The organism is Variovorax sp. PBL-E5 (genome assembly GCF_901827185.1).
GTDB lineage: Bacteria > Pseudomonadota > Gammaproteobacteria > Burkholderiales > Burkholderiaceae_C > Variovorax.
This window is the reverse complement of sequence record NZ_LR594671.1, coordinates 5,550,339-5,569,083: the sequence shown is the minus strand read 5'-3', so window position 1 is coordinate 5,569,083 and position 18,745 is coordinate 5,550,339. Positions and strand designations below refer to the sequence as shown.

At 68.1% G+C, this 18,745-nt stretch carries 20 protein-coding genes; 9 read left to right on the top strand and 11 right to left on the bottom strand.

Features of this window, described 5'->3' with window-relative positions; genetic code table 11:
• Positions 1-82: 82 nt before the first annotated feature.
• Complete coding sequence (locus WDLP6_RS27025) at positions 83-562, bottom strand: FKBP-type peptidyl-prolyl cis-trans isomerase (RefSeq protein WP_162570212.1); 480 nt, start codon at positions 560-562, stop codon at positions 83-85.
• 222 nt (positions 563-784) lie between these two features.
• On the opposite strand from WDLP6_RS27025, the gene WDLP6_RS35220 reads away from it, so the two are divergent.
• The 4 genes from WDLP6_RS35220 to WDLP6_RS27015 all read left to right on the top strand — a co-directional run bounded on the left by WDLP6_RS35220 (position 785) and on the right by WDLP6_RS27015 (position 4,582).
• Positions 785-940, top strand: coding sequence for a hypothetical protein (locus WDLP6_RS35220; protein ID WP_232077349.1), 156 nt, complete (start codon positions 785-787; stop codon positions 938-940).
• A 6-nt stretch (positions 941-946) separates the two neighbouring features.
• The gene (locus WDLP6_RS35215) at positions 947-1,120 is read left to right on the top strand and encodes a hypothetical protein (RefSeq protein WP_232077347.1); all 174 of its coding nucleotides are present in this window, start codon (positions 947-949) and stop codon (positions 1,118-1,120) included.
• Positions 1,121-1,241: 121 nt separating this feature from the next.
• Positions 1,242-2,543 carry an Nramp family divalent metal transporter gene (locus WDLP6_RS27020; protein ID WP_232077346.1) on the top strand — a complete coding sequence of 434 codons (1,302 nt, stop codon included), beginning with the start codon at positions 1,242-1,244 and terminating at the stop codon, positions 2,541-2,543.
• Positions 2,544-2,551: 8 nt separating this feature from the next.
• Complete coding sequence (locus WDLP6_RS27015; RefSeq protein ID WP_162594850.1) at positions 2,552-4,582, top strand: AsmA family protein; 2,031 nt, start codon at positions 2,552-2,554, stop codon at positions 4,580-4,582.
• Positions 4,583-4,588: 6 nt separating this feature from the next.
• Here WDLP6_RS27015 and WDLP6_RS27010 read toward each other — a convergent pair whose 3' ends face one another.
• The 4 genes from WDLP6_RS27010 to WDLP6_RS26995 are packed head-to-tail and all read right to left on the bottom strand — an operon-like array spanning position 4,589 to position 8,833.
• On the bottom strand, positions 4,589-5,464 hold the full coding sequence (locus tag WDLP6_RS27010) for a carbohydrate ABC transporter permease (RefSeq protein ID WP_162570210.1): 876 nt from the start codon (positions 5,462-5,464) through the stop codon (positions 4,589-4,591).
• Complete coding sequence (locus tag WDLP6_RS27005; protein ID WP_162594849.1) at positions 5,461-6,372, bottom strand: carbohydrate ABC transporter permease; 912 nt, start codon at positions 6,370-6,372, stop codon at positions 5,461-5,463. Before WDLP6_RS27005 ends, WDLP6_RS27010 begins: the two co-directional genes overlap by 4 nt.
• Positions 6,373-6,390: 18 nt before the next feature.
• Positions 6,391-7,722 carry an ABC transporter substrate-binding protein gene (locus tag WDLP6_RS27000; RefSeq protein ID WP_162594848.1) on the bottom strand — a complete coding sequence of 444 codons (1,332 nt, stop codon included), beginning with the start codon at positions 7,720-7,722 and terminating at the stop codon, positions 6,391-6,393.
• A 37-nt stretch (positions 7,723-7,759) separates the two neighbouring features.
• The gene (locus tag WDLP6_RS26995; protein ID WP_162594847.1) at positions 7,760-8,833 is read right to left on the bottom strand and encodes an ABC transporter ATP-binding protein; all 1,074 of its coding nucleotides are present in this window, start codon (positions 8,831-8,833) and stop codon (positions 7,760-7,762) included.
• A 141-nt stretch (positions 8,834-8,974) separates the two neighbouring features.
• Here WDLP6_RS26995 and WDLP6_RS26990 point away from each other — a divergent pair, with 141 nt between their 5' ends.
• From WDLP6_RS26990 to WDLP6_RS26980, 3 genes are read left to right on the top strand one after another with little or no spacing between them, the layout of a single operon-like run.
• On the top strand, positions 8,975-9,826 hold the full coding sequence (locus tag WDLP6_RS26990) for a FadR/GntR family transcriptional regulator (protein WP_332105700.1): 852 nt from the start codon (positions 8,975-8,977) through the stop codon (positions 9,824-9,826).
• On the top strand, positions 9,823-10,842 hold the full coding sequence (denD, locus tag WDLP6_RS26985) for a D-erythronate dehydrogenase (protein ID WP_162594846.1): 1,020 nt from the start codon (positions 9,823-9,825) through the stop codon (positions 10,840-10,842). The genes WDLP6_RS26990 and denD overlap by 4 nt, the downstream gene beginning before the upstream one ends.
• A 5-nt stretch (positions 10,843-10,847) precedes the next feature.
• Positions 10,848-12,662 (top strand): IlvD/Edd family dehydratase, encoded by a 1,815-nt coding sequence (locus tag WDLP6_RS26980; protein ID WP_162594845.1) that lies wholly within the window; start codon positions 10,848-10,850, stop codon positions 12,660-12,662.
• Between the two features lie 157 nt (positions 12,663-12,819).
• Here WDLP6_RS26980 and WDLP6_RS26975 read toward each other — a convergent pair whose 3' ends face one another.
• Positions 12,820-13,035 (bottom strand): hypothetical protein, encoded by a 216-nt coding sequence (locus WDLP6_RS26975; protein WP_162594844.1) that lies wholly within the window; start codon positions 13,033-13,035, stop codon positions 12,820-12,822.
• A 101-nt stretch (positions 13,036-13,136) separates the two neighbouring features.
• On the opposite strand from WDLP6_RS26975, the gene WDLP6_RS26970 reads away from it, so the two are divergent.
• Both WDLP6_RS26970 and WDLP6_RS26965 read left to right on the top strand, forming a co-directional pair.
• The gene (locus tag WDLP6_RS26970; protein WP_162594843.1) at positions 13,137-14,336 is read left to right on the top strand and encodes a M20 aminoacylase family protein; all 1,200 of its coding nucleotides are present in this window, start codon (positions 13,137-13,139) and stop codon (positions 14,334-14,336) included.
• Positions 14,337-14,405: 69 nt separating this feature from the next.
• Positions 14,406-15,380 carry a tripartite tricarboxylate transporter substrate-binding protein gene (locus tag WDLP6_RS26965; RefSeq protein WP_162595273.1) on the top strand — a complete coding sequence of 325 codons (975 nt, stop codon included), beginning with the start codon at positions 14,406-14,408 and terminating at the stop codon, positions 15,378-15,380.
• A 10-nt stretch (positions 15,381-15,390) separates the two neighbouring features.
• Here WDLP6_RS26965 and WDLP6_RS26960 read toward each other — a convergent pair whose 3' ends face one another.
• The 5 genes from WDLP6_RS26960 to infA all read right to left on the bottom strand — a co-directional run bounded on the left by WDLP6_RS26960 (position 15,391) and on the right by infA (position 18,705).
• Positions 15,391-16,308 carry a c-type cytochrome gene (locus WDLP6_RS26960; RefSeq protein ID WP_162594842.1) on the bottom strand — a complete coding sequence of 306 codons (918 nt, stop codon included), beginning with the start codon at positions 16,306-16,308 and terminating at the stop codon, positions 15,391-15,393.
• A 90-nt stretch (positions 16,309-16,398) separates the two neighbouring features.
• Complete coding sequence (locus WDLP6_RS26955; RefSeq protein ID WP_162594841.1) at positions 16,399-16,731, bottom strand: hypothetical protein; 333 nt, start codon at positions 16,729-16,731, stop codon at positions 16,399-16,401.
• Positions 16,732-16,814: 83 nt separating this feature from the next.
• Positions 16,815-16,985, bottom strand: coding sequence for a hypothetical protein (locus WDLP6_RS26950; RefSeq protein WP_174259910.1), 171 nt, complete (start codon positions 16,983-16,985; stop codon positions 16,815-16,817).
• A gap of 35 nt (positions 16,986-17,020) precedes the next feature.
• Entirely contained in the window at positions 17,021-18,424 is a 1,404-nt protein-coding gene (dbpA, locus tag WDLP6_RS26945) for an ATP-dependent RNA helicase DbpA (RefSeq protein WP_162594840.1), read from the bottom strand.
• An 11-nt stretch (positions 18,425-18,435) separates the two neighbouring features.
• Positions 18,436-18,705 carry a translation initiation factor IF-1 gene (gene infA / locus WDLP6_RS26940; RefSeq protein ID WP_162570197.1) on the bottom strand — a complete coding sequence of 90 codons (270 nt, stop codon included), beginning with the start codon at positions 18,703-18,705 and terminating at the stop codon, positions 18,436-18,438.
• Between the last annotated feature and the right edge of the window lie 40 nt (positions 18,706-18,745).

The window sequence follows — 18,745 nt, the reverse complement described above, 5'->3', positions numbered from 1 at the left end:
CCTGCGTGTCGTCGTGTCTTCCGATGGCTATCGGCAGGCGCGGGAAAAATGAAGGGCGGCTCGCGCTGGATGGCGCGCAGGGTCAGTGATGGTGCCCGTGATCCCCATGCACATGCCGGTGCGCGATCTCCTCCTCGGTCGCGGCGCGCACGCCGGTCACCGTCATGCTGAACTTGAGCGCCTTGCCCGCGAGCGGGTGGTTGCCGTCGAGGATCACCTGCGGGCCCTTGATCTTCATCACGGTGAAGACCTGCGGCTCGCCTTGATCGTTGCGGCCCTCGAGCTGGCCGCCGACCTTCACGCCGGGCGGGAAGTCGGCCTTCGAGATGGTCCGCACCAGGGATTCGTCGCGCGGGCCGAAGGCGTCTTCGGGCTGCAGTGCGAGGGTGGCCTGGAAGCCGGGCTCCTGGCCTTCCAGTGCGGCCTCGATCTTCGGGAAGGTGTTGTCGTAGCCGCCGTGCAGATAGACCATGGGGTCGCTGCCCTGCTCGATGAGTTTGCCGGTGCCGAGGTCGGCGACCTTGTAGCGGAGGGTGACGGCGGTGTCTTTCAGGATTTTCATGGGCTGTTCGGGTGGAAGACGCAAAGGCCGCCATTTTCCGTCGAAGCGCGAACGCGCCCCGGCCATCGCCGCCTTCCGATGCCTGTAGGCGCGCATGACGAGCGCACGGCGGATGAAAGCGGACAGCGTCTGCGTCCAACGGACCACGCCGTTCCGGGCCAACGCCCGCTGGCCGCCGCGCGCATCCGCGCCTACAACTCAAGGCCATAGGAGAGCCGCATCATGGACAACATCAACTCGGTTCCTGCCGGCAACGTGCGTGGCTTCGAATGCTTCGGCCCCAACGGCAGCGTCGTTTTCTGCACCGCGCAGGGCGAAGCCCTCTTCTGGCATTCGCTGGGGTACGTGGTGCTGCACGTGTGCCACTCGGGCTTGTAGGCCGGTATGCGCATCCCGATCCGCACCGTGCCGCCGACGCAGGATCCCGGCATCGTCATCGAATGCATCCGCGCCTGCGTCTGGGCAACGGTCGAAGGCCGGCCCTTCTGCGCGCTGCGCGCCGGGCCTTCGACGGCGCCGCCGTTCCCGCGCATCGGTGACATGGTGCCCGTGCCTTAGCCCTGTTGGAGCCCGCGCGGCCGGGCAGACTCGACGAAGTCCCACAAGGCTGCGCGGTGCGCACCGATGGCCCGGGCCGGCCGCGCAGGCGAAGGTCCGTACGCGATTGAACGGAGTCTTCGTGAACCATCCGCCCCTGCCCGCGACGCCCGACATCGCGGTCCCCGCCGCCCGCCAACGCTGGTGGACCCAGCTCGGGCCGGGCCTGATCACCGGCGCGGCGGACGACGACCCGAGCGGCATCGCGACCTACTCGCAGGCCGGCGCGCAACTCGGCTACGGCGTCGGCTGGACGCTGCTGCTCGCCTATCCGCTGATGATGGGCATCCAGCTCGCCAGCGCGCGCATCGGCCGCGTGACCGGCAAGGGTCTCACCGAAACCTTCGCGCGCTTCTGTCCGCGCTGGCTGGTGGCCTCGCTGGTGATGCTGCTGCTGGTCGCCAACGTGATCAACCTTGGCGCCGACCTGAGCGCGATGGGCGACTCGGCCGCGATGGTGGCGTCCGGGCCGGCGGGCGCATACGCGCTGGGCTTCGGCGCGCTGTCGCTGGTGCTGCAGGTGTTCCTGCCCTACGAGCGCTATGTGCGCATCCTGAAGTGGCTGACGCTCTCGCTGTTCGCCTATGTGGGCGTGGTGTTCTCGGTGCACGTGGACTGGGCGGCCGCGATGAAGGGCACCTTCACGCCGTCCTTTCAATGGAACAGGGACTACGTCACCACCATCGTCGCCATCCTCGGCACCACCATCAGTCCCTACCTCTTCTTCTGGCAGGCCTCGCAGGAGGTGGAGGAGATCAACCGCGTGCCGGAAGACCATCCGCTGCGCATCGCGCCGGAGCAGGCGCGGCGCCAGTTCCGGCGCCTCAGGCTGGACACGGCGATCGGCATGGGCTTCTCGAACCTGATCGCCTTCTTCATGATCACCGCGACCGCCGCCACGCTGCACGCGCACGGCCTGACCCACATCGAGACCACGAAGCAGGCGGCCGAGGCGCTGCGCCCGATCGCCGGTGACGCCGCCTTCGTGCTGTTCGCGCTCGGCATCCTCGGCACCGGCATGCTGGCGCTGCCGGTGCTGGCCGGCTCGGCGGCGAATGCGGTGGCCAGCTACTTCCACTGGCGCAAGGGGCTCGACCTGCCGCTGGCGAAGGCGCGCAGCTTCTACGGCATCCTCGCGTTGGCGATGGTCGTCGGGCTCGCCATCAGTGTCTCGGGGTTGAATCCGATCTCGGCGCTCTACTGGGCGGCGGTGATCAACGCGGTGATCTCGGTGCCGGTGATGGTGGCGGTGATGATCGCCGCCACCAGCACCCAGGTCATGGGCAAGATGGTGCTGCCCGCCAAATGGCGGGTCGCGGGTTGGCTGGCCACGGCGGCGATGGCGGCCGCGTCGGTGTCGCTGTTGATCGTGTCGATCGCCTGAGGCGCGCGATGAACAGGGCATGGACCGGTTTCCCGCGACGCCATCCGGTCTGGACCGGCGTCGCGGTCGCGCTCGTGCTGCTCGTGCTGCTGTTCGACTGGAACTGGTTCCGGCATCCGCTGGAGCGCTACGTCTCGCAGAAGACCGAGCGCACCTTCCGCATCTCCGACCTGCACGTCACGCTTGGCTGGACGCTGACGCCGACCATCCGCATGCACGACGTCTACTTCGGCAACGCGGCCTGGTCGAAGGAGAAGGCGATGGCACGGATCGAGACGCTGGAGTTCTCGGTCTCGCTGCGCGACCTGCCCGGCAAGGTGCTGATCCCGCGCGTCGCGCTCACCCATCCCGAGCTCGTGTTCGAACGGCAGCCGGACGACCGCAAGAACTGGATCCTCTCCGACCCTTCCGACAAGTCGCCGAGCAAGCTGCGCATCAGCACGCTGTCGGTGGACCAGGGCCGTCTGCGCTACATCGACTACGGCATGCCCTTCTCGATCGACGTCCAGGTCGGCACCTTCGACCCGGCCAGCCAGGCGCGGGTGAAGGACGCCAAGGCCAAGCCGATCAACGACCGCTACACCACGCAATACGACTTCAAAGGCAAATACCACGACGCCGCCTTCTCGGGCACGGCGCTCACCGGCGAGGTGCTCAGCTTCCAGGAATCGGGCGTGCCCTTTCCGCTCAAGGGCAGCCTGGTCGCGGGCACGACGCGCGTCGATGTCGAAGGCACGATCGCCGACGCCGACAACATCTCGGCCATCGACACGCAGCTGCGCATCCGGGGCCGCACGCTGGCCAACCTCTATCCCTTCCTCTTGCTGCCGCTGCCGGCCTCGCCGCCGTACGAACTGCAGGGCCACCTGATCCTCAAGGGCAAGACCTACACCATGGACGACCTGGCCGGCAAGATCGGCGCGACCGACGTCACCGGCCATGGCACCTATGTCGACAAGACGCCGCGTCCGCTGCTCACGGCCGACCTGCACAGCAAGCTGCTCAAGCTCGCCGACCTCGGCCCGCTGATCGGCGTGCAGACCAGGGAGAGCGGCGGCAAGCCCGTCGCCTCGCAGGCCCAGACCCGCAATCGTCCCGCGGCCAAGGCGACCGAGCAGGCCACCGACCCCGATCACCTGCTGCCCGCGGGCAGCTTCGACGGCAGCCGGCTGCAGAAGATCGATGCCGACGTCGGTCTCGACGCGGCCCGGCTCGAGATGCCCAACGCGCTGCCGCTGGAAAGCATCCACGCCTCGCTGCATCTGCACGATTCGATCCTCAAGCTGACGCCGCTGGACTTCGGCTTCGCCGGCGGCACCATCGCCTCGCAGGTGCTGCTCGATGCGCGCGAGCCGACGCTCAAGTCCGAGCTGCAGGCGAACTTCCGCGGCATTCGCGTCGACCGGCTGGTGCCCGACAAGGAAGCCATCGCGCAGGGCGCAGGCACGGTCGGCGCGACGATCGAGCTCAAGGGCACGGGCAATTCGATCGCCGACGCGGCCGCGAAATCCAATGGCCGTATCGCCGCCGCGATCGCCGGCGGACGCATCTCCAACCTGCTCGACGCGGCGAGCTCGCTCAATGGCGGCAAGGTGCTCGAGCTGCTGGTCGGCGGCGACAAGACGATCGAGGTCAACTGCGGCGGCATGGCCTTCGACATCAAGGACGGCCAGGGCACGTCGTCGCTGTTCCTGATCGACACCGAGCAGACCCAGATCCTGGGCAGCGGCAACTTCGACCTGGCGCGCGAGCGCTTCGACTTCACCATCGCGCCGAAGCCCAAGCGCATGGGCATCCTCTCGCTGCGCACGCCGGTGCGGCTCTACGGCAGCTTCCGAAAGCCGGACTTCCAGATCGAGAAAGGCCCGCTGCTCGCGCGGGCCGGCGGGGCGCTCGCACTGGCGGCCGCGGCGCCCTTCGCCGCGCTGTTGCCGCTGATCGAGACCGGTCCCGGCGTCAACACCAACTGCGCCGCCGTCGAGCGGCAGGTCGGCGGCGCGCAGAAGCAGGCGAGGGCGCCCGTGAAGGAAAAGAAATAGCCGCCGCTATTCCTTGACCGAGCCGGTCAGTCCCGAGACGTAATATTCGACGAAGAAGGAATAGATGAAGGCCACCGGCAGCGAGCCCAGCAGCGCGCCGGCCATCAGCGGTCCCCACTGGTAGACGTCGCCCTGCACGAGCTCGGTCACCACGCCCACCGGCAGCGTCTTGATCTCCGAAGACGAGATGAAGGTCAGTGCATAGATGAACTCGTTCCACGACAGCGTGAAGGCGAAGATGCCGGCCGAGATCAGCCCCGGCACGGCCAGCGGCAGCACGATCTTCACCAGCACCTGCCAGCGGCTCGCGCCGTCGATCAGCGCGCACTCCTCGAGCTCGGCCGGGATCGAGCGGAAGTAGCCCATCAGGAGCCAGGTCGAGAACGGGATCAGGAAGGTCGGGTAGGTCAGGATCAGCGCCCAGCGCGTGTCGAACAGGCCGAGGTTGAACACCACGTTGGCCAGCGGAATGAACAGGATCGACGGCGGCACCAGATAGGCCAGGAAGATCGCAAGGCCCACCTGCCGCGAGCCGTTGAAGCGCAGCCGCTCGATCGCATAGGCCGCCAGCACCGAGGCCGCGAGCGAGAAGAAGGTCGACACCACCGACACCAGCACCGTGTTCCAGAGCCACTGCGGGTACTCGGTCTCGAACAGCAGCTTGTGGAAGTGCGCGAGCGTCGGGCCGATGACCCAGAACGGATTGCCTTCGCGCGAGAGCAGCTCCGCATCCGGCTTCACCGAGGTGATCGCCATCCAGTAGAACGGGAACAGCAGCACGATCAGGAACACCAGCAGGGGCAGGTAGACCGTCACCGCCTTGCGCGGCACCGAGTCGAGGTAGCTCATCCCGACGACATCGATCTGGCCGGGCTTGCTCATTTATCGGATCCCCCCTGTTGCCATGCGCGGCGCTGCAAGCCGAAGAAACTGAACATCACGCAGGCCAGCAGGAAGGGCACCATCGCGATCGCGATCGCCGCGCCTTCGCCGAGCGCGCCGCCCGAGATCGCGCGCTGGAAGGACAGCGTCGCCATCAGGTGCGTCGCATTGAGCGGGCCGCCGCGGGTGATGACGTAGATCAGCTGGAAGTCGGTGAAGGTGAACAGCACCGAGAAGGTCATCACCACCGCGATGATCGGCGTCAGCAATGGCAGCGTGACGTGGCGGAACTGCTGCCAGGGCGACGCGCCGTCGATGGCCGAGGCCTCGTAGTAGCTCGGCGAGATCGTCTGCAGCCCGGCCAGAAGCGTGATCGCGACGAAGGGCACGCCGCGCCACACGTTGGCCGCGATGACGGCGAAGCGCGCGTTCCACGGATTGCCGAGGAAGTCGATGTACTGGTCGATCAGGCCCATCTTCACCAGCGCCCAGCTGATGATCGAGAACTGCGAGTCGTAGATCCACCAGAAGGCGATCGCCGACAGCGCGGTCGGCACGATGTAGGGCAGCAGGATGACGGCGCGAAAGAAGGTCTTGAAGCGGATGTTCTTGTTCAGCAGCACCGCCAGCCAGAGGCCGAGCAGGAACTTGAACACGCTCGCCACCGCCGTGTAGAAGAGCGTGTTGAAGAGCGCCAGCCGCGTGACCGCATCGCCCCACAGGTACTCGTAGTTCTCGAGGCCGATCCACTCGCCGCTGCGCCCGACCTTGGTATCGGTGAAGCCGAGCCAGGTGCCCAGGCCGAGCGGATAGGTCAGGAACAGCAGCAGCAGCGCCGCGGCCGGCAGCATGAACAGGAAGCTGAGGCCGCCGCGGCTGTTCTGCAGCCGGGTGAGTCGCGTGGTCATCGATGCGGGGCTGCGGCCTCAGACCTTGTAGTAGCGCTCGGCGCGCTTCTGCGCGCGTTCCGCGGCTTCCTTCGGCGTCTTGGCGCCGCTCGCCGCCTCGGCCACCATGTTGGGAATGATGAAGTCCGCCGCCGCGCCGGCCGATGCGTAGCCGAGCTTGCCGTCGTAGCCGCCCGGGCGCAGGTTCTTGACCGAATCGCGGTACGGCGTGTTCTTCGGATCGGCGGTCCAGACCGGATTGGCCTCGTAGGCGCGCAGCGGCTGCGCGACGTAGCCGCCGCCGCCTTCGAGCCAGGCGTCGAACTGCGGCTTCTCCATCATGAAGCGCAGGAACTCCTTCGAGGCCTGCGGGTACTTGGTGTACTTCATGATCATCTGGTTGAAGAACAGATGCGATTCGGTCGGCACGCCCACCGGCCCGATCGGGAACACCGCGTGGTTGATGTCGGCGGCCATTTCCTTGAGCTTGGGGTCGGGCGAGTTCTTGGCCGCGTAGTAGATCGAGATGCCGTTGTTGGTCACGCTGATCTGGCCGTCGAGAAAAGCCTTGTTGTTGTTCGGATCGAGCCACGACAGCGTGCCCGGAATGAAGTTGGCATACAGCTCCTTGCCGTACTCCAGCGCCTTCAGCGTCTCGGGGCTGTCGATCACCACCTTGTTGCTCTTGTCCACCAGCTTGCCGCCGAAGGCCCAGATCAGCCAGTTGGTCCAGGTGCTGTCGCCGGTCGCGTTGCCGAGCGCCATGCCGCCCGGCGTGCCCTTGTCCTTCAATGCCTTGTAGAGCTTGAGGAAGTCGTCGGTGTTCTTCGGAAAGGTGTCGAAGCCCGCGGCCTTGACCATGCTTTCGCGGTACACGATCAGCGAGCCCGAGGCGCCGAGCGGCAGGCCGATCCACTTCTTGCCGTCGGGCCGCATGAAGGCTTCGCCGGCCGGGTACCAGCCGCCGTATTTCTTGCCGAGGTAGTCGGCCAGGTCGGTGACGTCGAGCAGCTTGTCGGGGTACAGGTCGGCGTCGTCGTTGGTCGACAGGATGATGTCGGGCCCGGCGCCGGTGTTGGCCGCCACGGCCGCCTTGGGCCGCACGTCTTCCCAGCCTTCGTTGTCGACGCGCACCTCGATGCCGGTGGTCTCGCTGAACTTCTTGACGTTCGCCATGTAGGCATCGATGTCGCCCTGCACGAAGCGGCTCCAGCGCAGTACGCGCAGCTTGGCGCCCTTCTCGGGTTTGAAGCTCATCGTCTGCGCGTTCGCGAGCGGCGAGAACACCATGCTGCCGACGCCGAGCGAGGCCGCCGCCGCGCCGGCCGTGGCCTTGAGGATGCTGCGGCGGTTGTTGCTGAAGTCACTCATTCATGTCTCCTTGTTGTTGACGGGACCAGGGTGAAACTCAAGCCACCAGAAGCTGACCAGTGCTGGCGTCGAAAAGATGCGCTCTCTGAAGATCGGGTTGCAGATGGATCGTGGTGCCGGGCGCGAAGTCGTGGCGTTCGCGGAACACGGCCGAGAGCTCGGTGCCTTCATGGCGGCAGGCGACGAAGGTGTCCATGCCGGTCGGCTCCATCACCACCACCTGCGACGCAATGCCGCCGCCGTCGGCGAGCGTCAGATGCTCGGGCCGCGTGCCGTAGACGACAGGCTGCCCATCGGCGCCGCCGGCCGCGAGCGGCGCATCGAGCTGCGTGCCGTCGGGCAGCTCCACGCGCGCCGCGCCCGCGCCGCGCCGCAGGATGCCGGGCAGGAAGTTCATCGCCGGCGAGCCGATGAAGCCGGCCACGAACTGGTTGGCCGGATGGTCGTAGAGCTCCAGCGGACTGCCGGTCTGCTCGATGCGGCCGTCGCGCATGACGACGATCTTGTCGCCCATGGTCATGGCCTCGATCTGGTCGTGCGTGACGTAGATCGAGGTGGTCTTCAGCCGCTGGTGCAGCTCCTTGATCTCGCTGCGCATCGCCACGCGCAGCTTGGCGTCGAGGTTGGACAGCGGCTCGTCGAACAGGAAGACCTGCGGATCGCGCACGATCGCGCGCCCCATCGCGACGCGCTGGCGCTGGCCGCCCGAGAGCTGGCGCGGATAGCGGTCGAGCAGCGGCATCAGCGCCAGGATCTCGGCCGCCTGCTTGACCTTGGCATCGATGGCCGTCTTGTCCATCTTCGCCAGCGCGAGCGCGAAGGCCATGTTGTCGCGCACGGTCATGTGCGGATAGAGCGCGTAGTTCTGGAACACCATCGCGATGTCGCGCTCCTTCGGCGGCAGGTCGTTGACGCGCTTGTCGCCGATGCGGATCTCGCCGCCGTTGATCTGCTCCAGCCCCGCGATCATGCGCAGCAGCGTCGACTTGCCGCAGCCCGACGGCCCAACCAGCACGGTGAAGGAGCCGTCGCGGATGTCGATGTCCACGCCATGGAGGATCGGGACATTACCGAAGTTCTTCTTGACTGCCTGGATCGTGACACTGGCCATGCACTGGAGTCCTGAAAGTTCGCGCGTCGGCGCCGCGGTGCGGAGGAACCCGCATCGCCAGCGCGCAGTATTGGCACGGCAATCCGAGCGCGCATCAGGGCAAACCGTTAGGGACCGGTCCCTGCAAATTGGTACGATAACCTGATAACCGCCCTCGCTTTTCCCCCCGCCGCGCCGAGAACCACCCCCTCCCAGCCCCTCAAGCTGATCGTCGATCGGCTGTCGGACCGGCTGGCAGCCCACTGGTGCGCGCAAATCGAATCGGGCGCGCTCGCGCCCGGCGACCGCCTGCCGACCGAGCGCGAGCTGGCGCTGGCGCACGGCGTCTCGCGCACCGTGGTGCGCGAGGCGGTGCACCAGCTCAAGTCGAAGGCGCTGGTGCAGTCGCGCCAGGGTTCGGGCGTGTTCGTGGCCGAGCCGCCGGCCCATCAGGCGCTGGCCTTCGATCCGGCGGTGCTGTCCTCGGTGCAGGCGGTGGTCCATGTGGTCGAGGTGCGCCGCGTGCTGGAAGGCGAGATCGCCGCGCTGGCGGCCGAGCGCGCGAGCCGCGTGCAGATCGCGGCACTGCGGCGCGCGCTCAAGGCCATCGATGCCGCCGCCGCGGCCGGCCAGGACGGCGTGGCCGAGGACCTGGCCTTCCACCGCGTGATCGGCGAGGCCACCGGCAATCCGCAGTTCCGGCTCTTGCTCGGCTTCCTGGAGCAGTACCTGCGCGAGGGCATGCGCATCACGCGCGGCAACGAAGCGCGGCGGCGCGACTTCATGGAAGCCGTGCAGTCCGAGCACCGCGCCATCTTCGAGGCCATCGCCGCGCGCGATCCGGCGGCCGCGCGGCGGCGCGCCACCGAACACCTGATCCGCGGCGAACAGCGGCTGGTCGAAGGCGGCATCATCGACGGCCGGCGCCGCAAGGCGGCGGTCCGGGCCCAGCGCGCTGGCGTGCCCTTGCCCTCTTTGCGAAAGACAACGAAAGCCACGAAGGAATCTCCATGAAACTGATGATCACGGGCGGCGGCGGTTTCCTCGGCGCGCGCCTCGCGCGCACGCTGCTGCGCCGCGGCACCCTGGACGGTCAGCGCATCGAGCGCATGGTGCTGACGGACATCGCGCCGCCGCCGGCCGATCTCGTGGCCGACGCCCGGGTCGAAGCCCGCACCGGTCCGCTGCTGATGCAGACGGATGCCCTGCGCGCCGAATCCTTCGACGGCGTGTTCCATCTCGCCGCCGCCGTCTCGGGCGAATGCGAGGCCGACTTCAATCTCGGCCTGCGCTCCAACCTGGACAGCACGCGCGCACTGCTCGACGCGCTGCGCGCCCACGTGAACGCCGGCGGCCCGGTGGCGCGGCTGGTGTTCTCGAGCTCGGTGGCGGTGTTCGGGCCCGACCCGGCCGTGCCGATGCCGGCGCTGGTGGCCGACGACACGCTGCCGGCACCGCAGACGTCCTACGGCGTGCAGAAGCTGATCTGCGAACACCTGATCGCCGACTACACGCGCAAGGGCTACATCGACGGCCGCGCCGCGCGGCTGATGACGGTCACGGTGCGGCCCGGCAAGCCGAACGGCGCGGCGTCCTCCTTCTTCAGCGGCATCATCCGCGAGCCGCTGGCCGGGGTCGAATCGATCTGCCCGGTATCGGCCGACGTCTCGCATCCGATGACTTCGCCCTCGCACACGGTCGATGGCCTGATCGCCGTCTACGAAGCCAGCCGCGAGGCCTTCGGCGGCCGGCTGGCGCTCAACCTGCCGGCGCTCAACGTGCGCATCAGCGACATGCTCGACGCGCTGGAGGAAGTGGCCGGCCCGGCCGTGCGCGCCCGCGTGCGCTTCGAGCGCGACGAGCGCATTGCCGGCATCGTCGCCAACTGGCCGCGCGGCGCCACCGCCGAGCGCGCCGCGCGCCTGGGTCTGCGGCCGCACGACAATTTCGCCGACATCGTGCGCCAGTACATCGACGACTGCGCCGCGCTGCCGAACGCGAACGAGACCCTCCAGGGCATGAACCGCTGAACACCATGAAATCCACCCCACCGACCCCATCGAAAAAGAAGAAGTTCGCGCTGCGCTCCCAAGCCTGGTTCGACAACCCGGCCAATGCCGACATGACGGCGCTCTACCTCGAGCGCACGATGAACTTCGGCCTCGGCTTCGACGAGCTGCAGTCCGGCCGGCCGATGATCGGCATTGCGCAGACGGGTTCGGACATCGCACCCTGCAACCGCCATCACCTGGTGCTGGCCGAGCGCGTGCGCGAAGGCATCCGCGATGCGGGCGGCATCGCCTTCGAGTTCCCGATCCATCCGATCCAGGAAACCTGCAAGCGGCCGACCGCCTCGCTCGATCGCAACCTGCAATACCTGTCGCTGGTCGAGGTGCTGTACGGCTATCCGATCGACGGCGTGGTGCTGACCACCGGCTGCGACAAGACCACGCCGGCCCAGCTGATGGCCGCGGCCACGGTCGACATCCCGGCCATCGCGCTCAATGCGGGGCCGATGCTCAATGGCTGGCACCAGGGCGAGCGCACCGGCTCCGGCACCATCGTCTGGAAGGCGCGCGAAATGATGGCGGCCGGCGAGATCGACGAGAAGGGCTTCCTCAAGCTGGTCGCCTCGTCCGCGCCGTCGACCGGGCATTGCAACACCATGGGCACGGCCTCGACCATGAACTCGCTGGCCGAGGCGCTGGGCATGACGCTGCCGGGCAGCGCCGCGATCCCGGCGCCCTACCGCGACCGCCAGGAGATGGCCTACATGACGGGCAGGCGCATTGTCGAAATGGTGCGCGAGAACCTCAAGCCCTCGGACATCCTCACGCGCGCCGCGTTCGAGAACGCGATCGTCGTCAACTCGGCGCTCGGCGGCTCGACCAATGCGCCGGTGCACCTGAACGCGATCGCGCGCCACATCGGCGTCGAACTCACGACCGCCGATTGGGAAAAGCACGGCTACAAGATCCCGCTGATCGTCAACCTGCAGCCGGCCGGCGAGTACCTCGGCGAGGACTACTACCGCGCCGGCGGCGTGCCCGCCGTGGTGGCCGAGCTGATCGCGCAGGGCAAGATCCAGCCCGCGCTGACCGCCAACGGCAAGACCCTGATCGAGAACTGCGAAGGCCGCTTCACCAGCGACCGCCAGGTGATCTTCCCCTACGCGAAGCCGATGAAGAAGAACGCGGGCTTCCTCAACCTCAAGGGCAACCTGTTCGACTCCGCGATCATGAAGACCAGCGTCATCACGCCGGAATTCCATGCGCGCTATCTCGAGAACCCGGCCGACCCGATGGCCTTCGAAGGCACGGCCATCGTGTTCGACGGCCCCGAGGACTACCACCGGCGCATCGACGATCCGAAGATGAAGATCGATGCCCACAGCATCCTGTGCATGCGCGGTGTCGGGCCGGTGGGCTATCCGGGCGCGGCCGAGGTGGTCAACATGCGCGCGCCCGACTACCTGCTCAAGAAGGGCATCACCGCGCTGCCCTGCATCGGCGACGGCCGGCAGTCGGGTACTTCGGGCTCGCCCTCGATCCTCAACGCCTCACCCGAAGCGGCGACCGGTGGCGGCCTGGCGTTGCTGCGCACCGGCGACCGCGTGCGCATCGACCTGAAGAAGCGCACGGCGAACATGCTGGTGTCCGACGAGGAACTTGCCAAGCGCCGTGCGAAGCTGGAGGCGGCGGGCGGTTATGCATATCCGCCGAGCCAGACGCCATGGCAGGAGATTCAGCGCGGGATCGTCGACGAGCTGTCGGGGGGGATGGTGCTCAAGCCGGCGGTGAAATACCAGAAGGTGCATGCGACCTTCGGCATTCCGCGCGACAACCACTAGGGCGCGCGCCGGCCTGCAAGGGCGGGCGCCTGTGCGGCGCGGCGTCCGCATCGCGCAGCGCGGCCGAGCGCTCGGCCTCGGCGATGAAGGCCGCGGCCACGCGCAAGCGCAACGCCGAGCGGGCGCGCTGAGCGCATGCCCGGCGGCGATCAGGCGATCAGGCGACCGCGGACTCGCTGGGTTCGGGGGTCGCGCCGGATCCGCTCTGGCGCTTGGCGAGACCGGCCATCTGCAGCTCGATGCGGAACAGGCGCTCGTTCAGGATCGCGGTCTGAAGCCGAAGCGCCTCGATGATTGCGCGCGTCTGTGGATCGGGCGCGTTGTTCGACAGTTCCTGCAACTCGTGCAGTTTGTTGCGCAGCTCATTGCTCATGGTGGCACTCCGGCAGGTCGTGAGATGCCATCCTAGGCCGAGCGGCCCGATCGGGCCAGTCATTGCGCGAAGACGGGCGGGCTGGTTCAGAATCGGTCTTCATGAACATCGCCGATTCCTTCGCGGACGTGAGCCGCTTCGTCGACATCCGTCGCGACATCCATGCGCATCCCGAACTGGGCTTCGAAGAACACCGAACCTCCGAGAAGGTCGCCAGGCTGCTGGCCGAGTGGGGCATCGAGGTGCACCGCGGCATCGCCGGCACCGGGGTGGTCGGCGTGCTGCGCCGCGGCACGGGCACGCGCAGCATCGGCCTGCGCGCCGACATGGACGCGCTGCCGCTGGACGAAGCCAACCAGTTCGCGCACCGGTCGACGAATGCCGGCCGCATGCATGCCTGCGGCCATGACGGCCACACCACCATGCTGCTGGCCGCGGCCTGGCACCTCGCGCAGAAGGGCGCGCGCTTCGACGGCACGGTCAATTTCATCTTCCAGCCGGCCGAGGAGATGGGCAAGGCCGGCGCGAAGAAGATGATCCAGGACGGCCTGTTCGACCGCTTCCCGTGCGACGCGGTGTTCGCGCTGCACAACTTCCCGGTCGGCGACGTCGGCCGCTTCGCGCTCAACGAAGGCGCGCTCATGGCCTCGAGCAACACCTACCGGATTACGCTGCGCGGCCGCGGCACGCACGCGTCGATGCCGCACACCGGCATCGATCCGGTGGCTGCCGTGATCGCGCTGGCGCAGGCGCTGCAGACCATCGTGCCGCGCACCATCGCGAGCACCGAGCGCGCGCTGCTCGCAGTGACGCAGCTGCAGGGCTCGGACGCGCCCAACGTGATCCCCGACACGGCGACGGTCGGCGGCACGGTGCGCACCTTCTCGATCGCGGCGCTGGACCGCATCGAGGAACGGCTGCGCATGCTGGCCCAGGGCATCGCCGACGCGCACGAATGCACGGCCGAGGTGAGCTTCGTGCGCGCCTCGCCGCCGGTGGTCAACCACGCGGCCGAGGCGCGTTTCGCGGCGGCTGTGATGCGTGAGGTCGTGGGCGAGGACATGGTCACCGACGACTTCCCGGCCGTGATGGGCGCGGAGGACTTCGCCCACATGCTGCTGGCGCGGCCGGGCTGCTATGCCTTCCTCGGCAACGGCGACGGCGATCACCGGCTGGACGGCCACGGACCCGGGCCGTGCATCATCCACAACACCTCCTTCGACTTCAACGACGAGATCATTCCGATCGGCGCCAGCTACTTCGTGAAGCTGGTCGAGCGCTGGCTGCCGGCCGGCGGCTGAGAGGTCGACGGGTTCCGCGCCGCGCCGCCGCGGCTTTCTTCTCCCCCCGACGTGAAAGCGATCCCGACGATGTCCTGCCTCCTCTCTCGACGTTCCCTGGCCCTCGGCGCGCTGTCCGGCATGGCGCTCGGCATGGCCGGCGCTGTGCATGCACAGCAACGCGTGATCCGCATCGTCGTGCCCTTCGGCACCGGCGCCGTGCAGGACACGGTGGCGCGCGCCTTCAACGGCGAACTCGGCGCGGCGCTGAATGCCTCGGTGATCGTCGAGAACCGGGCCGGCGCCGGCGGCACGGTGGGTGCGGCGCTGGTGGCCAAGGCGGCGCCCGATGGCAACACGCTGCTGCTGGCGGCGGCCAGCCATCACATCGCGGGCTACCTCTACAGCAAGCTCGCCTACGACCCGCTGAAGGATTTCGTCGGCGTCGCCAACCTCGGCAACGCGGGCTACGTGGTGGTGGCGTCGAGCGCACTCAACGTGTCCAACATCGCCGAGTTCATCCGCGAGGTGAAGGCGCATCCGGGCAAGTACAACTACGCATCGGCCGGCAACGGCAGCGCCACGCACCTGGCGATGGCCTCGTTCCTCGCCCAGGCCGGGCTCGAGATGACGCACATCCCGACCAAGTCGACCGGCGAGGCGATCACCGAATTGCTGGCCGGCCGCGTGCAGGCGGTGACCTCGTCGAGCATCGGCGTGATGGGTCTGCAGAACGATGCCCGCATCAAGCCGCTGGCCTCGACCGGCAAGCTGCGCAGCCCCTTTCTGCCGAACCTGCCGACGGTGGCCGAGAGCGGCCTGCCGGGCTACGAATTCGATTCGTGGATCGGCCTGCTCGCGCCCGCAGGCACACCGAAGGCGGAGGTCGATCGGCTCAACGCCGCGGTCGACAAGGTGCTGGCCGATCCGGCGATGAAGGACCGCTTCCTGCGCCTGGGCATCGAGCCGCGCAGCTCCGATGCGCCCGCGTTCCAGCAACTGCTGGCAGCCGACTGGCGCGCGATGGGCGCGGTGGTCAAGGCCTCGGGCGCGAAGATCGATTGAGGCCCGGCGCTCAGCCCGGCTTGCTCGGCGCGAGGCTCTTCAGGTAGAGGTGGAGCGCGCGCACGTCGGTGTCGTTCATCTCGCGCAGCGAGCCGAAGGGCATCACCTGCACCGCGCTGCCGTCCGGCCGCAGGCCGGTCTTGAAAAGACGCGCGAAGGTGTCGGCATCGGCGTAGCGCGCCATCACGCTGCCTTCGCCGGGCGAGAGCCTGGCGGCCGGCGGCCAGTCGGGCGGGCCGCCGGGGATCTTGCCGCCTTCGAGCCTGGGGCCATGGCAGCCGAGGCACATGTTGGCGACGTAGGCGCCATGGGCCACGCTGATGCCGTCGGCCACGGGCTGCTCGGGCGGGCGCGTGTGGTCGATCTTGGCGGCGGCGTCCTTGATCACGCCGAAGCCATAGAGGGCACGCACGGGCAGGGGCAGGTCGATCACCGCAGGGCCGCCCTCGGCCGGCGCGAGGTGGCGCAGGTAGGCGACCAGCGAAGCGAGGTCGTCATCGGTGAGGCGGTTGTAGTCCTCGCTCGGCATCACCATCAGCGCCCGGCCTTGCGGGGTCACGCCGTGGCGGATGGTGCGCTCCCAGTCCGCTGGGCCATAGGCGGCGACCGCGCTGCCGGGGCCGGGGCCGGGACTGATGTTGGGTCCCGCGATGCGCATGCCCTTGCCGTCGTCGAGAAACAGGCGGCCGTTGCCCTGCGCACCATGACAGTCGACGCAGCCGCGCGAGGCAAAGAGATAGTGGCCGCGTTCGAGCGCCGCGGCGTCGTCGCGGAAGGCGACCGCCGTCACCGGGACCTCGACCTTGCGCTGCATTCTGTGGCGCGCCAGCTGGTCGCCGGCGAAGAGGGCCAACGCTGCGAGCGCGATCAGCAGCGCGAGCCCGATCACGGTGCGCCGCAGCCAGCGGCGGGAACTTGTGGTTGTCATGCGGTCTCCTTCTCCGGCGAATTTGCCGCATTGAATCACTTTCGGGCCCGCGCGGGGAGTGCACGCGGCGGCGCCGGCGTCCGGCCGTGACTAGGGCGTGTCGGGCTCGGGGGAATCGCCGAGCAGCGGACAGTTCCAGTTCAGCAGCTCGGCCAGCCGCCGCACGATCCATTCGGCCTCGCCCGCCGGGACGCCCGCGTCGGGCATGCAGAGGCCGGCGTGGATGCGCCGCAGGATCTCGTCTTCCGAGGGCACCTCGACGTGATGCAGCAACTGCGCCTGCTGCACCAGGTGACTGGCAAGGTCCTCGCACACCTCGTAGCGCGCGCGCACGACGGCGATCGGTTCGGCGAGGCGCTGCCTCGCGTTGGTGTAGACCGCGAAGAACGAAGGCGGGATGTCGATCTGGTAGTCGTCGGACATGGGGTGGCGTGAGCTTCCAATGAAAAACGCGCCCGGGGGCGCGTTTTCGGAGTCGGCGGTGCGCCGCGAAAGGCGCAGTCCGCTCAACCGCCCTTCTTGGCCCGCTTGCCGGGGTTCTTCTTGCTGCGGGTCGCGGTGCCACGCTCCAGGCTGACCTTCTGGCCGCCGCCCGACTTGGGGACGTTGTAGCCAGGTTGCGGAACGGGCTTGGGGGTGGCCAGGCGATCGGCCTCGGTGCGGATTTTCTTGGGCATGGGACGCTCGGATAAAAAGAAATCGAAGGACGTGATTAGGCCACATCGTCGAGCAGCCGTACCTTCACGGTCTTGCCCTTGACGCGGCCGGTGGAAAGTTTGTGCGCGGCCTCGCGCGCGATGCGCCGGTCGACCGCCACGTAGGTGGAGAACTCGTTGACGTTGATCTTGCCGACCTGTTCCTTGGCGAAGCCGGCCTCGCCGGTGAGCGCGCCCAGCACGTCGCCGGCGCGGATCTTCTCCTTGCGGCCGCCAACGATCTGCAGCGTGGCCATCGGTGGCCGCAGCGGGCCTTGGGCATCGGCGGTGAGTTCGGCCAGCGGATGCCATTCGGACTCGCGGCCCTGCAGCTGCTCGATCTTTCCGACGCTGCCCATCTCGTCCATGCCGGCGAGGCTCAATGCCAGGCCTTCTGCATCGCCGCGTCCGGTGCGGCCGATGCGGTGGATGTGGATCTCGGCATCGGGCGTCACGTCGACGTTGATCACCGCTTCGAGCTGCGCGATGTCGAGGCCGCGCGCTGCGACGTCGGTGGCGACCAGCACCGAACAGCTGCGATTGGCGAACTGCACCAGCACCTGGTCGCGCTCGCGCTGCTCCAGTTCGCCGAACAGCGCCAGCGCGCTGAAGCCCTGGGCCTGCAGCACCTGGACCAGGTCGCGGCACTGCTGCTTGGTGTTGCAGAAGGCCAGCGTGCTGGCCGGGCGAAAGTGGTTGAGCAGCAGGCTCACGGCGTGCAGCCGTTCGCTGTCCTTCACCTCGTACCAGCGCTGGCGGATCTTGCCTTCCTCGTGCTGCACCTGCACCGTGATCTGCTGCGGGCTCTTCATGAACTGCGCGCTGAGCTTGGCGATGCCTTCGGGGTAGGTGGCCGAGAACAGCAGCGTCTGGCGTTCCTTCGGGCACTGGCGGGCGACCTTGGCGATGTCGTCGAAGAAGCCCATGTCGAGCATGCGGTCGGCTTCGTCGAGCACCAGCGTGTTGAGGGCTTCGAGTTTCAGGCTGCCGCGTTCGAGGTGGTCCATGATGCGGCCCGGCGTGCCGACCACGACATGGGCGCCGTGCTCGAGGCTCGCGAGCTGCCCGCGCAAGGCGACGCCGCCGCAAAGCGTGACCACCTTGATGTTTTCTTCGGCGCGGGCCAGGCGGCGGATTTCCGCCGTCACCTGGTCGGCCAGTTCGCGCGTCGGGCACAGCACCATCGACTGGATGGCGAAGCGGCGCGGGTTGAGGTTGGCGAGCAGCGCCAGCGCGAAAGCGGCGGTCTTGCCGCTGCCGGTCTTGGCCTGCGCGATCAGGTCACGGCCGAGCAGCGCCACCGGCAGGCTGGCCGCCTGGATCGGCGTCATCTGCAGATAGCCGAGCTGCGTCAGGTTCGCCAGCGTCTGCGGCGTGAGCGGCAGCGAAGCGAAGTCGGCGGCGGATCCTGTGGGGGTCACGCGGGCGTCGATCAGCGGCGCGGCGCGTTGTTGTTGGAGTTGACCGGCGGTGGGCCGCGGCGTTCCAGGTGACGGAAGGTGATGCGGCCCTTGGTCAGGTCATAGGGCGACAGCTCCAGCGACACCTTGTCGCCGGCCAGGATGCGGATGTGGTGCTTGCGCATCTTGCCGCCGCTGTAGGCGATGAGCTGGTGACCGTTGTCCAGGGTCACGCGGTAGCGGGAGTCGGGCAGCACTTCGGTCACTGCGCCGTTCATTTCGATCAGTTCTTCCTTGGGCATGTGGTCCTCTGAATGATGGTCGTGATGGGTTGAAACTGCG